Origin of the sequence: Paenibacillus sp. FSL L8-0708, assembly GCF_038009325.1 — a bacterium.
Lineage (GTDB): Bacteria > Bacillota > Bacilli > Paenibacillales > Paenibacillaceae > Paenibacillus_AQ > Paenibacillus_AQ odorifer.
On record NZ_JBBPBC010000001.1, the window covers coordinates 1,314,970 to 1,328,974 of the forward strand.

The 14,005-nt window shown below is 44.9% G+C and carries 14 protein-coding genes; 11 read left to right on the top strand and 3 right to left on the bottom strand.

The genetic code is table 11. The features are described from left to right. From NYE58_RS05845 to NYE58_RS05895, 11 genes are all read left to right on the top strand, one after another. A complete protein-coding gene (locus tag NYE58_RS05845; RefSeq protein WP_036680405.1) occupies positions 1-1,080 on the top strand; it encodes a Gfo/Idh/MocA family protein in 1,080 nt (359 codons plus the stop codon). A gap of 47 nt (positions 1,081-1,127) precedes the next feature. Continuing rightward, positions 1,128-1,859, top strand: a complete 732-nt coding sequence (locus NYE58_RS05850; RefSeq protein WP_036680406.1) for a ThuA domain-containing protein — start codon at positions 1,128-1,130, stop codon at positions 1,857-1,859. Continuing rightward, positions 1,860-2,828 carry a sugar phosphate isomerase/epimerase family protein gene (locus NYE58_RS05855; RefSeq protein ID WP_036680409.1) on the top strand — a complete coding sequence of 323 codons (969 nt, stop codon included), beginning with the start codon at positions 1,860-1,862 and terminating at the stop codon, positions 2,826-2,828. 696 nt (positions 2,829-3,524) lie between these two features. Further along, the gene (locus NYE58_RS05860; RefSeq protein WP_341001272.1) at positions 3,525-3,704 is read left to right on the top strand and encodes a hypothetical protein; all 180 of its coding nucleotides are present in this window, start codon (positions 3,525-3,527) and stop codon (positions 3,702-3,704) included. 580 nt (positions 3,705-4,284) lie between these two features. Continuing rightward, positions 4,285-5,196 (top strand): L,D-transpeptidase family protein, encoded by a 912-nt coding sequence (locus NYE58_RS05865; RefSeq protein ID WP_052096810.1) that lies wholly within the window; start codon positions 4,285-4,287, stop codon positions 5,194-5,196. A 378-nt stretch (positions 5,197-5,574) separates the two neighbouring features. Then, a complete protein-coding gene (gene abc-f / locus NYE58_RS05870; RefSeq protein WP_076316916.1) occupies positions 5,575-7,425 on the top strand; it encodes a ribosomal protection-like ABC-F family protein in 1,851 nt (616 codons plus the stop codon). A 147-nt stretch (positions 7,426-7,572) separates the two neighbouring features. Further along, a complete protein-coding gene (locus NYE58_RS05875; RefSeq protein ID WP_081386495.1) occupies positions 7,573-7,872 on the top strand; it encodes a hypothetical protein in 300 nt (99 codons plus the stop codon). A gap of 4 nt (positions 7,873-7,876) precedes the next feature. Beyond that, positions 7,877-8,404 carry a hypothetical protein gene (locus NYE58_RS05880; protein WP_076145488.1) on the top strand — a complete coding sequence of 176 codons (528 nt, stop codon included), beginning with the start codon at positions 7,877-7,879 and terminating at the stop codon, positions 8,402-8,404. Between the two features lie 35 nt (positions 8,405-8,439). Then, the gene (locus tag NYE58_RS05885) at positions 8,440-8,979 is read left to right on the top strand and encodes an RDD family protein (RefSeq protein WP_076145486.1); all 540 of its coding nucleotides are present in this window, start codon (positions 8,440-8,442) and stop codon (positions 8,977-8,979) included. A 118-nt stretch (positions 8,980-9,097) separates the two neighbouring features. After that, a complete protein-coding gene (locus NYE58_RS05890; protein ID WP_036680418.1) occupies positions 9,098-9,532 on the top strand; it encodes a MarR family winged helix-turn-helix transcriptional regulator in 435 nt (144 codons plus the stop codon). Between the two features lie 46 nt (positions 9,533-9,578). Further along, positions 9,579-10,388, top strand: coding sequence for an SDR family NAD(P)-dependent oxidoreductase (locus NYE58_RS05895; RefSeq protein WP_076129551.1), 810 nt, complete (start codon positions 9,579-9,581; stop codon positions 10,386-10,388). A gap of 77 nt (positions 10,389-10,465) precedes the next feature. Here the strand turns inward: NYE58_RS05895 and NYE58_RS05900 are convergent, their stop codons facing one another. The 3 genes from NYE58_RS05900 to NYE58_RS05910 are packed head-to-tail and all read right to left on the bottom strand — an operon-like array spanning position 10,466 to position 13,786. Next, positions 10,466-12,757 (bottom strand): carboxypeptidase-like regulatory domain-containing protein, encoded by a 2,292-nt coding sequence (locus tag NYE58_RS05900; RefSeq protein ID WP_076129550.1) that lies wholly within the window; start codon positions 12,755-12,757, stop codon positions 10,466-10,468. Further along, positions 12,747-13,085, bottom strand: a complete 339-nt coding sequence (locus NYE58_RS05905) for a hypothetical protein (protein WP_076129549.1) — start codon at positions 13,083-13,085, stop codon at positions 12,747-12,749. Before NYE58_RS05905 ends, NYE58_RS05900 begins: the two co-directional genes overlap by 11 nt. Beyond that, positions 13,082-13,786, bottom strand: coding sequence for an RNA polymerase sigma factor (locus tag NYE58_RS05910; protein ID WP_341001273.1), 705 nt, complete (start codon positions 13,784-13,786; stop codon positions 13,082-13,084). The genes NYE58_RS05905 and NYE58_RS05910 overlap by 4 nt, the downstream gene beginning before the upstream one ends. Positions 13,787-14,005 lie beyond the last annotated feature (219 nt).

Sequence of the window (14,005 nt, forward strand, 5' to 3'; positions counted from 1 at the left end):
ATGACTTTAACAGTAGGAATTATCGGCTGCGGAGGTATTGCGAACGGCAAGCACATGCCCGCGTTAAAAAAAGTAGAAGGTGCGCGAATGGTTGCTTTTTGTGATATCGTCGCTGAACGTGCCGAGAAGGCAAAAGCGGAGTTTGGAGATGAGCAGTCCGTAGTTTACACAGATTATAAAGAGCTTCTTAACGATGCAAGTATAGATGTGATTCATGTATGTACGCCGAACATTTCCCATGCGGAGATTTCCATTGCGGCTATGGAAGCAGGCAAACACGTAATGTGTGAGAAGCCGATGGCTAAAACCACGGCAGAAGCACAAGCGATGATCGAGGCCTCAGAGCGAACTGGGAAAAAGCTGACCATCGGTTATCAGAACCGTTTCAGACCAGATTCAGCTTATCTGCATGCGGTATGTGAGAATAATGAGCTTGGTGAGATCTATTACGCCAGAGCTAAGGCTATCCGTCGTCGCGCTGTCCCAACTTGGGGTGTGTTTTTGGATGAAGAAGCGCAAGGCGGCGGTCCGTTGATTGATATCGGGACCCATGCGCTCGATTTGACCCTGTGGATGATGGATAATTACAAACCTAAATATGTCGTGGGCAACGCTTATCATAAGCTGTCCGGTCGTAAAAATGCTGCAAATGCTTGGGGCCCGTGGGATCCTGAGAAGTTTACAGTTGAGGATTCCGCCATTGGATTCATCACTATGGAGAATGGGGCTACCATCGTCTTAGAAGCAAGCTGGGCACTGAATACACTCGATGTCGGTGAGGCCAAAACGGTACTTTGTGGGACTGAAGGCGGAGCAGATATGGAGAACGGTCTGCGCATTAACGGAGAAGCCTACGGTAAAACCTTTGAAAAGCATATCGGTCTGGATGCCGGTGGCGTCGACTTTTATGATGGTGCGGGAGATGATCCTGCGATGATAGAGGCAGCTCAGTGGATTGACAGCATTGTAAATGACACCGAGCCTGTGGTGAAGCCGGAGCAGGCGTTGGTTGTGACTCGCATCTTGGAGGCTATTTATAAATCCTCTGAAACTGGAATGCCTGTGTTTTTGAATAATTAAGCAAATTCGATGGTCATAGATAAATATGAACTAGGAGTGTGTCCCAAGTGACAAGAGTAACCGTATGGAATGAATTCCGTCATGAACGGCAGGAAGAAAGAATTCTTAAGGTCTATCCGCAAGGTATTCATGGACAACTGGCCAGCTTCCTTCAAGAAGCAGGACTGGACACTAAGACAGCTACGCTGGATGAACCAGAGCATGGACTGACGCAAGAGGTATTGGATAACACGGATGTACTGATCTGGTGGGGACATATCGCCCATCATGAAGTAAGTGATGAGATTGTAAACCGTGTACATGCGCGAGTGCTGCAAGGTATGGGACTTGTAGTGCTTCATTCGGGCCATATGTCCAAAATCTTTATGAAATTAATGGGCACCAGCTGCGATCTGAAATGGCGTGAAGCTGAGGAGAAGGAGCGCCTGTGGGTCATGGACCCAAGTCACCCGATTGCTGAGGGCATTGGTGAATACATCGACTTGGAGCAAGAGGAAATGTACGGTGCGCATTTTGATGTGCCAGCACCAGAGAGTCTTGTATTTGTCGGCTGGTTCGAAGGCGGCAACGTCTTCCCAAGCGGATCGACCTACCGTAGAGGCAGCGGTAAGATCTTTTATTTCCAGCCTGGTCATGAATCTTACCCAACCTATTACAACAAGGATATTCAAAAAGTTATCATCAATGGCGTGAACTGGTGTGCCCCAACGAAACGTGACTATCCGGTTTACGGACATTCTGAAGCCTTAGAGCCTATCAAAGAAAAGGTGGTCGTATAAATGAAATTAGGCGTATTTGATCCTGTATTTGGAAGCTTGAGTCTTGACGAGATGTTAGATAAAATCGCCGCCGCAGGTTTGAATGCGGTAGAAATCGGCTCGGGTGGTAATCCCGGTAATGCTCACTGTCCGACAGATGAGCTGCTTGCCAGCGAGTCAGCACGTCAAGAATATTTGGAAAAGTTCACGAAACGTGGCATTATGATCAGTGCCTTCAGTTGCCATAATAACCCGATTTCACCAGATAAAGAAGAAGCCCGCGCTGGGGATGAAATTCTCCGTAAATCGATCAAGCTGGCTTCACTCATGGGTGTTAAGGTCGTGAACACCTTTTCGGGAACGGCTGGGGACAGCGATGAGGCAAAAGCACCGAACTGGCCAGTCACGCCTTGGCCTACCGTGTACAGCGACATCAAAACCTGGCAGTGGGAACATAAGCTGATCCCTTACTGGAAGGAAATCGGCAAGCTGGCCGAGGAGCATGGCGTTAAGATCGGCATCGAGCTGCATGGCGGCTTCCTGTGCCATACCCCTTATACGATTTTGAAGCTTAGAGAAGCAACCTGCGATGCTATTGGAGCCAATCTGGATCCGAGCCATCTGTGGTGGCAAGGTATTGATCCTGTAGGTGCTATTAAGATTCTCGGTAAAGCTGGCGCGATTCACCATTTCCATGCCAAGGATACTTACTTGGATCAGGACAACATCAATATGTATGGTTTGACCGATATGCAACCTTATGGCGATGTGCAGACCCGCGCATGGACCTTCCGCTCCGTTGGTTGCGGGCACAGCATATCTGAGTGGTCAGATATCATGAGCGCGCTGCGCACTTACGGTTATGATTACGTGGTGAGCATCGAGCATGAAGACCCTCTTATGACGGTTGACGAAGGCTTCCAACGTGCAGTAACCAATTTGCAATCCATTCTTATTCATGACCAACCTCAGGGTATGTGGTGGGTGTAAGGTCAATTTAGAAAGCCTTGATTCTCTATTAAGAGAATCAAGGCTTTTTTTGTGTGTAGTGGGGGTGGAGGGGAAAACGGAAGAGCGGAAGGGGAGAACGGCAGAGCGGGAGGGGAAAACGGAAGATCGGAATGAAAGAACGGAAGAGCGGAAGGGAGTAGAAATGAGCTGGCAAAGAGATAGGGAGGAGGTAGAGACGAGTAGGAGCTAATAAGAAACGAACTAGAAACTAACCAGAAATGTACTGGGAACGAACTAGTAACTAAACCAGAAATGAAACAAGAAACGAACGAAAAACCAACTAAAAACGAACTAAAAACGAACTAACTAACTAACTACCAATCAAAAATGAACTAGTTTGCTAACGGACTCAAATGCAGCTATTCGCGTGTTTTAGGTCTTTTTGAGCGAGTTTCGGACCCGAGAGACCTTATTGGTCGTGAAAAGTAAGGAATTCGAGGTGTTTAGAGCAAATAACTGCGCTGGAGTCCGATAGCATCTCAAAACAGCGGATTTGTTGCAAATAGGGTCTCTGGAGTCCGCAACTAATGTGCTTATGCGCTAGCTGATCTTCGATGGTAAAACCGTAGTTAGTTTGGGGGCTGGTGCGTTGAGCTTCGGTAGAATGGGATACGGGTAAATGTGCAGCGCAGTTAGTCTGGGACTGGAGCGGAGCGTGGTGGAGATGTGGTGGAGATGTGGTGGAGATGTGGTGGAGATGTGGTGGAGATGTGGTGGAGATGTGGTGGAGATGTGGTAGAGATGTGGTGGAGAAGTGGTGGAGAAGTGGTGGAAAAATGGTGGAGTTTTGGTACAGATGTGGTAGGTAACTGTGCTAACGGTAACGGGCAAATGAGCGGACGCAGTAATGTATGAGACGTAGGGCGGAAATGTATGAGACGTAGGGCGGAAATGTATGAGACATAGGGCAGAAGTGTATGAGATGTAGGGCAGTAATGTATGAGACGTAGGGCAGTAATGTATGAGACATAGGGCAGAAATGATAGAGACATAGGAAAGAACAAGGTAGAACTGTGCTAAAGGACTCAGATGCAGCTATTCGCGTGTTTTAGGTCTTTTTGAGCGAGTTTCGGACCCGAGAGACCTTATTGGTCGTGAAGAGCAAGGAATTCGAGGGTATTTGAGCAAATAACTGCGCTGGAGTCCGATAGCATCTCAAAACAGCGAAATAGATGCAAATAGGGTCTCTGGAGTCCGATAGCATCCCAAAACAGCGAAAAAGTTGCAAATAGGGGCTCTAGGGTCCGCAACTTATGTGTTTATGCGTTAGCTGATCTTTGCGTATCCAAAGGTCGGCTTTTTGTCGTGCATTCACTGGTTACAGTATTGCAATCTCTGCGTCAAGCGGGAGGGGACGAGTTGAAAAGAATAGGTACAGGCTGGTACGCAACATATTTGAAATGATTTCGTCTTTATATAACGGAGGTGGAGCAAGATGAATTTATGCTTTTCGGGAGGCCGGTTTCAAACTTTTTTACAGCGGAACATTAAACTGATGCTTGTATTTGGGCTTTTGTTCGCTGCTTGCTTTACAGGAGTTGGAAGGGTGGAAGCTGCTGGCTCAGATCTGATCATCGTGAACAAAAAAACAAACAAACTCGCGTATTTCAGTGACGGCAAGCTGGTGAAGACTTTTCCGGTTGCCACAGGGAAGTCGAAGGAACTGACGCCAGAAGGTAGCTTCAAAATGGTGGTTAAAGTAAAAAACAGACCCTACTACAAAGAGAAAATTCCCGGTGGGGATCCGGCCAATCCGCTTGGCGACCGCTGGCTGGGGCTGGAAGTGAACGGGACCTATGGCACGACGTATGCGATTCACGGCAATAATAATGAGTCATCGATAGGGAAGTATGTTAGCGCTGGTTGTATTCGAATGCATAATGATGATATTCATTGGCTGTATCCAAAAGTAGCCAAGAATACTCGAGTTATCATTACAACGAGCACACTGGCTATGGAGAATATTGCAACTAAAAACGGGTACTCTGTAGGAAGCAATAAGTTTGCGGGGACTTTTGAGATCAATGGGACGACAACAAAGCTGAAGGATCCTTTTATATTGGAAAATTCCCGTGTGTTTGTTCCGCTGAGAGAATCCGTGGCCTTACTGGGTGGAACTTTGCAGAGTGAAGCGGGGACAGGTGCACTGCTAATTACGATCGGCAATCGTACGGTGACACACAAGCCATTATCCAATAAGGCTATTGTGAATGGAAAATCCATTACGATTTTACCGTCACGCAATGAAAATAACCGATTACTAATTCCGCTGAGTATCTTGCCTGATTTATTTGCTGTTCAGGTGCAGTGGAATGCGCAGACTCAGGTGGTAAAGATTAAGTTATAATTGTTCTTGACCTTTTATTTCTGATTTAAATTGTTATATACTGTACTTATTCTAAAATACGGACAATTACGGAGGGCCACCGACTGATGAATAACTAACACGTTTCCTGAAACAGACCATAAAGTTTGTGAAGTGCATATGCACAAGTCACGGAGCACCCGCGCAGGGTGATAACGGTCAGGGATACGTGTGTCGGTCGGGGGTCTTACGATGCTTTTATATGGATAGTTCTATCTATTGTGTTGGTTTACTCTGCATCCAGCAGGTGAACACGGCCGTAGTCTATCCATGTCTGGGCACATTCCCCCTTCATACGCTATTCGACCGCAGACCGTTGGCTGCGGTTTTTTATTTGCAATGAAATCGGAGGAATGAAAGATGACTGTAATTAAAGTGAAGAATTTACGTAAGGAATGGAATGGGGTCCCTTTATTTAAGGAGGTATCCTTTGAGATAGCAGAGGGAGAGCGCGTGCTTTTATTCGGACGAAACGGGATTGGCAAAACCACACTGCTTAAGGGGCTGATCGGTCGGCTTACTTTTGAAGAGGGAAGTATCTATCATGGTTTGCCATCTGAAGAATGGGGTGTGCTCGATCAACAGCTTGAGGTACCGGGGGAAGTAACCGCATTGGACTACGTTCTTTCAGGGTCAGCACAGCTGCCTGAATTAAAACGCCAGCTCGAAGCCCTCAGTCAGAGACTGCAGGAGCAGAATGCTGATAACGAAACTGAATTGGCTGAATATACAGAGGTGTACGATCGTTACTTGCAGCTCGATGGATATGGCTGGGAGGTCAAAGCGGAAAAAAGTCTAAAGCAGCTCAAGCTTGAACATGCAGTCTGGGATTTGCCATACGCCTCACTTAGTGGAGGGCAAAAGACACGGGTGCAATTAGCAGCATTATTAGCCCGGCAGCCCAAGCTATTGATTCTGGATGAACCGACCAATCACATAGATGGAGAAACGATGGAGTGGTTGGAGCATTGGGTGTGCACATACCCTGGAACCGTGTTTTATGTATCACATGATCGTACATTTATTGATCGAACTGCGACGTCTGTGCTGGAGCTTAGTCCGGAGGGATGCCGGCGTTATTCGGGTGGATATACACAATACCGGGAGCAGAAGACTATAGAGCTGAGAACATTGGAGGGACAATATAAAAAGCAGGAGCAAGAAAAGGAGAAGCTGCTGGAGAGCATTAGGCGGTATGCAGAATGGTTCCAGCAAGCGCATCGTGCTGCCGGACAAAATGATTTTCTGCGTTCGAAATCCAAGAAAAATGTGTCTCGTTTCCATGCCAAGGAAGCTGCACTGGAACGGTTAAATAAGAACCGTGTAGAATTGCCCCGTGAGACTGGCAAGCTGAAGATGAAGCTGGAAAGCGAAGAGTTTCTGGCAGATTCTTTGCTGACACTCCGTGAGATAGAGTTTGCCTATGAGGGGAGTGCGCCTTTTCTTAGGGATTTCAGTTTGTCGCTAAACCGGGGAGACCGATTGTCTATTCTGGGTCCTAATGGTGTTGGAAAGTCTACGCTGCTGAAATTGATTGCAGGGATCAATAAGCCTACAAAAGGTGAAGTGCGGCTGCATCCACGGACGACAATCGGTTATTTTGCACAAGAGCTAGATAACTTAGAAATGAACTCTACGATTCTGGATAGCTTGCTTGAACTGCCGGGAATGACCCAGACGGAGGCGCGGACAATTCTGGGTTGCTTTTTATTTACGCGGGACGATGTATTTAAACGGATTGGGGATTTGAGTCTGGGGGAGAAATGCCGTGTAGCTTTCCTCAAGTTGTATTTTGGAAAAGCAAATCTATTGGTCTTAGATGAACCCACTAATTATCTGGACATTGACACTAGGGAACGAGTAGAAGAGGCACTTATGGTGTATCCCGGCGGGTTAGTAATGGTCTCGCATGACCGTTATCTTCACTCTAAAGTGGCTAATCGCTTGGTGATATTAGAGCCGTCTCAGGCACCAAAGTTTTTTCAAGGAACGTATGCTGAATACTTCGCAAAAGACAGAACCTGTCTGCTTACTGGTATAGAACAGGCTCGGGAGGATGACCTTGCCCTCCTGCAGCTGCGTCTGAATCAGCTGATTCAGAGTAGCAGTGTGGATTCTGAGGCGGAAAATGCAGCGCTAGTGGCGGAAATCGTTAATTTGCAGCGACAAATACAGGAACTAAGGGGCGATGGGAAACCCGCATCCTCCTAAGCTGATAAAAAACACAACCTTGCTCAGGATAAATTTATCTTGGGCAGGTTGTGTTTTTAGGTAGGAGTCGTAAGGTGTAAGGTGTATAATTTGGAGGAATGTGGATTTTTTTGGCGATAAAGAAACCTTGAGAGGATGGTTGCAGAATTGCTGAAATTGGGCTCTTTTATATTGGAATTACTTCGCTTGTGTATATTGCTTGTGCTGACTTTGTTAGTTTTGGGTTGGGCAGAAAGATTGATCTATCAATTGATATTTGGTCAGCCCGTGTATAACTGGAGTATGGGACTCGGGAATTTATTTGTATTTTTTATGCTGTACCGGAATCATTTTCAGTTTAAGGGCTGGTATAAATCAGAGAAAAATAAAAAGCTAACGCTCCTCACCACAAGAATAATCACCGTAATTTCTATAGGACTAATAATCCTGCCGATAGGGCTAGGCTGAGCTTATGAAGATTAGAATCATTGGAGCTTGCGGCAGCGGCAAATCCTATATCGCCCGGGAGTTATCTAAAAAATACGGTGTAGAGTATTACGAGACTGACAACTTGGTATGGGACAGAAGTGCCGAGAATTTGCGCTTTTCAGTTGAAGCAAGGGATGCTCAGTTGGAGGAAATCCTTGATAAACCCTCATGGATTCTGGAAGGCGCACATTACAAATGGGGACAAGAGAGTTTTAAAGCTGCTGACTTAATCGTTATTTTGAATCCTAATAAAGTGATCAGGGATTTGAGAGTGTTTACAAGGTTTATAAAAACAAGACTGGGTTTAGAGCAAGCAAATTACAAGCAGTCATTTAAGAATCTCTATGTGATGATTTTTGAATGGAACCGTGGATATGATCATGAGGCCGCACATAGGATTATAGAGTTAACGGATACTCTGTCTGATAAACGGGTAATTGTGAAAAATAACAAAGAGCTGGAGTCCATTATCCAAGAGCATCTGAGGAAGGGATTGTTAAATAGGGATTGAGCGACAAAGTAAATGATAGAGAGAGGAGTGCTTGCATGGATAACATTCTACCCGAGCATTTGGATCAGGAGAATTTTATAGGCTTTTGGAAAAGAGTGCTGGCTTCCATTCTTGATTTCTTGGTCATTGGAATACCTGGGGTTATCGTATACTTGATACTCAATTCATTAGCTGTTTCATTACACTCGGAGATACCTATTATCCTGGAGTACATTTTGTTTATCGCATTTGATATCTTTATGATCGTTAGATTTGGCGGAACTCCAGGGAAGCTGATTTTAAAAATAAAAATTGTCAATGAGCAAGGGAATTACCCTACAGTGAAGGAAGCTCTGATTCGAAATGTTTTCCGAATGATTAGTATGATTCTTTCAATGGTAATTGCGGTCAGCAGCTATGACTTTACCGTTATTTCCGCCAAATTATCCTTATGGTCGGATTTGGCTTTTGACCTTACTCAAATCCTGGGTCCAATCATGCTGGTGGATTACTTGTTGGTTGGATTACATCGCCGTAAACGTGCGATTCACGATTTGCTGGCTGGCACTTATGTTGTTGAGAAATCCGCAATTTGAAGAATGCTTTTCACCAAGCATTCTTTTTTTTAAATATTAGGTATTTTACTATTAAATATTTTAGTGTTAAAATACTTCTATAAGCAGCCGATCATCATGAATGCCAAAGGAGAACCTCTTGGAAAATCCAGATATTTTTAAGCTAATACATGCAGTTGAATTATTTACGAATGAAGTTATTGTCCGATGGATGAACGCATTTGATCACAATATTGGGATATCTCCAGTTCTAGTCTTGGGCGAATTGAATAAAAAAGGCCCCTTGAAGCAGACTATTTTGGCTAAGAGACTAGGATATACGCCGGGAGCAATGACTAACATTGCTAATCGCCTGATTAAGCAGGGGATGGCCGAGCGAAAATATAACGAAGATGATCGACGGAATGTACTTCTATCTATCACGGACAAAGGAAAAGACGTTTTGAAGGAAGCACAGCTTAAGGGACAGGAGCTAAGAGCTGAAATGTTCCAAAAGCTCAATGAGGAGGAACTGCAGCAATTCTTGAAAATCTATGAGAAGTTGTTAACGAGCTTTGATAGCTCTGAAACATAAACCAAGTCATCTTAGAAGCACAATAACATTATAAAGGGGTATGAACATGGGAAGAGTTCAAGGTAAAGTTGCATTAGTAACTGGAGGCGCTTCAGGTATTGGCTTATCAGCTGCCACTCTATTAGCTAGAGAAGGAGCAAAGGTTGTTATTGCCGATTTTAATGTGGAAGCAGCCAAAGAAGCAGCATCTAAGATTAAAAATGAAGGCGGAGAAGCTGAAGGTCTTTTCTTAGATGCCTCCCAAGCGGATTCGATCAAGGAAGCTGTTGACTTCACAGTTGCTCAGTATGGCACCATCACAATATTGTTTAATAATGTAGGTCTAACTAATCTGCAAAAAGACCTTGATGTGGTCAATATAGATTTGGAAGAGTGGGATCGCCTGATGAACGTAAATACCAAAAGTGTTCTGTTAGGCAGCCGGTTTGCTATTCCTCATATGATTAAAGCGGGCGGAGGCTCGATCATTAACACAGCTTCGATGTCAGCATTCGCAGGGGATTCATTGCGTACTGCTTATGGCTCCTCTAAGGCAGCTGTTGTGAACCTTACTCGTTACATCGCTACACAATATGGTAAAGACAAAATCCGTTGTAACGGGGTGGCACCAGGGCTGATCCTAACACCTGCCGCTGCAAGAAATATGCCGCCAGCGGTATTGGATATTTTCCAAAAATTCAACGCGCTTCCTTATCACGGTGAAGCTGATGATATCGGCAATACGGTTTTGTTCCTGGCATCGGATGAATCCAAATTCATCACAGGCCAAACGATTGAAGTAGAGGGTGGCCACTATATGTCTAACCCAAGTATCACGGATTTCCAGAATTACATGATGGAAGCTAAATCTAAATAAAAGATTATGTGTAATTAAAAATCCGGTCCATGCTCGAATTTGTCGAGCGGGACCGGATTTTTGTTTATTTTAATGAATTAGCTTACCTCTAAAACTGCCTGCATAAAGGTCTTCAAAGCGGAGGGTTTGGCATTTGCGATCCATTGCTTTAACTCATCAGTTTGACCATTCACATACCATCCAAGCTTCTCTTTTAACTCTTGGTCAAAGACTTTAGGTTGATTTTTTCGTTCCGCTAACAGTTGTTTAATCATTTGTGGCCAACGGTATCCACTATGACCAAAGCTGTGTTCAGGATAACGCTCAGCAAGTGTCATTACCGAAGAGAGTGATTCACCAGCGTATAATTCTGCCGCCAAAAAGCTGCCAATAAAACGATGGCTATCATCATACTTTAGGGCGATCGCGAATTGTTTACGAGCTTCTTCAAGCTTCCCTTGTTGCATGAGGGCTGTAGCGTTAATAGAAAGTACATAACCGTTAGTATTGGGTCGGTTTAGTTCGTTGTAGTAGGAATAATATTCGTTATACGACTTCCAGTCCGCATGGTCAAAATAGTACTGCGATAATGTGAAGGCATAATTAGTAGAAGGCTGTAGTTGTATTAGCTTTTCGAGTAAAGGAATCGCCTTATCTTCTAATGTTGTATCCTTTGTGAGAGATGATTTTGCCAGCATCAACTTTACTAGCATGTGCAGGGCATGAACATCCTGTGGGTCATCGGCAATATTTTTTTGGTACATTTCTAGTGCCTGATCCGTTTTCTTATCCAGTAAGAGTTGGTCAGCCGTAGTAAGCTCTCTTTCCTTGAGATAAAAGAACGGCAGATTGCCGACGGTGTCTTCGTTCAATCTGTAGCCATTACTGCGGGTAATCAAGTGTCCATCTGCATCTAAGGCTTCAATATTCCAAGAAAAGCGCACTTCGGGATTCATAAATCCGAGAAGGGAGAGGGGATCAATAGATTCCCAGCCATCTCCACTGCTGCCATAGGAAAAACCGCCGCCATCGTAAAGTTCTTCTACAGGAATGGAGATATGGTTATCTACAATACGATCCCGAATTTGTACGCCCAACACGGCCCCCTCCCCGCCACCGCTTAAACGATAGTAAGCTGCACCTTCAACAGCTTTCCAGCGGAAATCTATGGTCTTGCCCGTTAGGGTTTCCTGATTAATGGGAGACTGCAGCTCAAGCAGAGGTTGTAGAACTATGCTCTCATTCAACCTGTCATCTGGTTTAACTTCAATCCAATCGTCATATTGTACAGGCCAAGTCCAGCCGTCGATCTGATCATAGCCAAGTCCAAGCTGTAACTGATAAAAGCCCGGAATCACACCGTGAAATTCGAAACGTCCTTCAGTATCTGTGACGATTCGGTAGGGTTCAGCAGAAGTGATGCTATGGTTAACTTCGCTTTCAGCGCGGAGAAAAATACCTGCCCGCGGAACTGGGGTGCCATCGCTTCGTGTAAGGGTACCGGAGACGACAGCAGTTGAGGTATTTCCCATATCTATAGCAGACTGAATTGCGGTTCGAAGCGATTCCAGCTGTCTTTCAGTATCTGAAGTCCCAGCTTCTGGTGCTGCTGCTGATCCTGTATTGTCTCTGGAGCCTTCGTTCGAACTGCTGGTGGCAGCGTTCATTTGTTTATGAATATCCTGCCAGAATTTTTTGTAGCTCTCCAAGCCATCGTTTACTACGGCAAGTGCTTCCTGTGCTTTGCCTTTTGTAAAGAGTAAACGCCCGGTAAGCCATGCTTTTTGTGCGTTTAGCTCTTCCTGAGACTCGGATGGAAAGGGGGTTTGTTCAAGAATTGTTTCAGCGGTTGTTATATCGCCACTATTTAGGGCTCGCTCCGCTCGAAGGAGCTCCAGCTGTTTAGCTACAGTGGAGTTGCTGTTTAACGGTTTCGCTGCGGTGATTAGCGCTTGATCTCCATCTTCCTTTCGGCCAAGAGCATCATATTCATAAGCTAACTGCTTAGCCGCAAATATACGTGTATTATCCGAAGGCCCCTCAAGGATATATTCCTCAAGCAAAGGTACTATGTCCTCCGGTAACAGACCCGAACGCTGGGTTTCATCATTACTCCACTGGCTCATCGAAGGGCTAACATTAACGTCATATCTGTAGGGATCATAGCTGTGATCCTTATCAAGGATGTTTGTACGGATTAGCTCGATACGTTTACTCCCGGTTGTGGAAGCCAGCTTTTGCAGAAGATCAGTCCTAGCTATGTTAGATTGAATAGCTGTGCTCTGATCTATCTGCGCCTGTGAAGGTAAGAAGTTAAACAGAAGAATAAGCAGGGAGGCAGGGAGCAACACGAATAACACCAGATGTTTGATTTTTATCTTAATTCTCATGTTTTTTCACCGCCTGCTCGTAGATATCCTTCCAATACGTATTTCCTCCAGCTTCGATTAGTTCTCGGTTCGCACGCTGCGGGGTGTTTTGTTGTGGCTGTTGTTTAATCTCTGGCTGATGCAGGGTCAGCGAAACGATTAGAATAATGGCACCGATCGCACCTATAGGTTTGACAGGGATCTCAATTTCCTTATTCCACAGCGCCAATAAACGGGCTCCAAAGGTTGGAGGGTGAGTCTGCTTAATGACCCGGTCGTGTCCAGTGAACTGGAGGTTCTTTAATTCTTCATCCAGCTGCTTTTTGACCACATCGCGTTCTGTATTCATAAGAAATGTCCCTCCTTCACCAAAATCTTTTTTAAGAGCGTCCGGCCTCTGGCGAGTCTGGATTTGATCGTATTTTCAGATGTATTTAATTGCTCGGAAATTTCCCGGATGCTCATCTCATGAAAGTAATATAAAGTCAGACATTCCCGGTATAGATAATCGAGATTTTTCAGGGACTCGGTGAGCCTGACATTATGCCATTCCACCATAAAAAGCTCTTCTGCTCCGGCTGTGAAGTCAGCATCCCCGTTGGTTTGCAGCTCTGACCCTCCCGCCGGGAAAATATTACGCCAGCTCCAAGTCCGTTGCCTCATGCGGCAGCGATTGACCACTATCCGTATCAGCCATGCCTTCAGCCGGTCCGGCTCCTGTAACTGACTCATTTTGGTATAAGCTTGAATAAAAGTATCTTGTACCGCTTCTTCGGCACTTTGTCTATCTTTAAGCAGTAAAGAAGCGGTTCGCAGCAGCATATCTCCATATTCGTCCATTAACAGGCGGAGAGCTGACTCATCTTTTGCCACAATTCTCTCTATAATATTCAGATGCAGCTCCCCTCCCTTTACTAATAAGATGCGGATTGGAGGATTAAGGTTGCGTTTGGATGGAAAATTATTCAACAAATGTCGCGATTGCAGTTCGCCGGATAAGAGGTTACTGTTGGAATCTATTGTACAGATTGCAATGGGTCGCTTTTTCAAGCAGGATTAGCTCCTTTCTATTGTACGTTCTGCAATGAAACCCTTCGAGGCTGGGAATGACGGGTAAGGTCATATAGTTCATAGGTTTACGAGTTTACGAGTTTATAGTTAGATGGAGTTATGTGGAGATTTTAAAAGAGAAACTTACTTGAGTTAGGTGTCGAAAAAAAGGGTTTTATGTAGAAAAATAGAGTGTGTATGAATTTATATTTGTAGATA

Coding starts and splice junctions, on each gene's coding strand:
- NYE58_RS05905 (WP_076129549.1), bottom strand. CDS start 13,085: ATGAATACAGAACGCGATGTGGTCAAAAAGCAGCTGGATGAAGAATTA.
- NYE58_RS05900 (WP_076129550.1), bottom strand. CDS start 12,757: ATGAGAATTAAGATAAAAATCAAACATCTGGTGTTATTCGTGTTGCTC.
- NYE58_RS05895 (WP_076129551.1), top strand. CDS start 9,579: ATGGGAAGAGTTCAAGGTAAAGTTGCATTAGTAACTGGAGGCGCTTCA.
- NYE58_RS05880 (WP_076145488.1), top strand. CDS start 7,877: ATGAAGATTAGAATCATTGGAGCTTGCGGCAGCGGCAAATCCTATATC.
- NYE58_RS05885 (WP_076145486.1), top strand. CDS start 8,440: ATGGATAACATTCTACCCGAGCATTTGGATCAGGAGAATTTTATAGGC.
- abc-f (WP_076316916.1), top strand. CDS start 5,575: ATGACTGTAATTAAAGTGAAGAATTTACGTAAGGAATGGAATGGGGTC.
- NYE58_RS05865 (WP_052096810.1), top strand. CDS start 4,285: ATGAATTTATGCTTTTCGGGAGGCCGGTTTCAAACTTTTTTACAGCGG.
- NYE58_RS05845 (WP_036680405.1), top strand. CDS start 1: ATGACTTTAACAGTAGGAATTATCGGCTGCGGAGGTATTGCGAACGGC.
- NYE58_RS05855 (WP_036680409.1), top strand. CDS start 1,860: ATGAAATTAGGCGTATTTGATCCTGTATTTGGAAGCTTGAGTCTTGAC.
- NYE58_RS05860 (WP_341001272.1), top strand. CDS start 3,525: ATGTGGTGGAGATGTGGTGGAGATGTGGTGGAGATGTGGTGGAGATGT.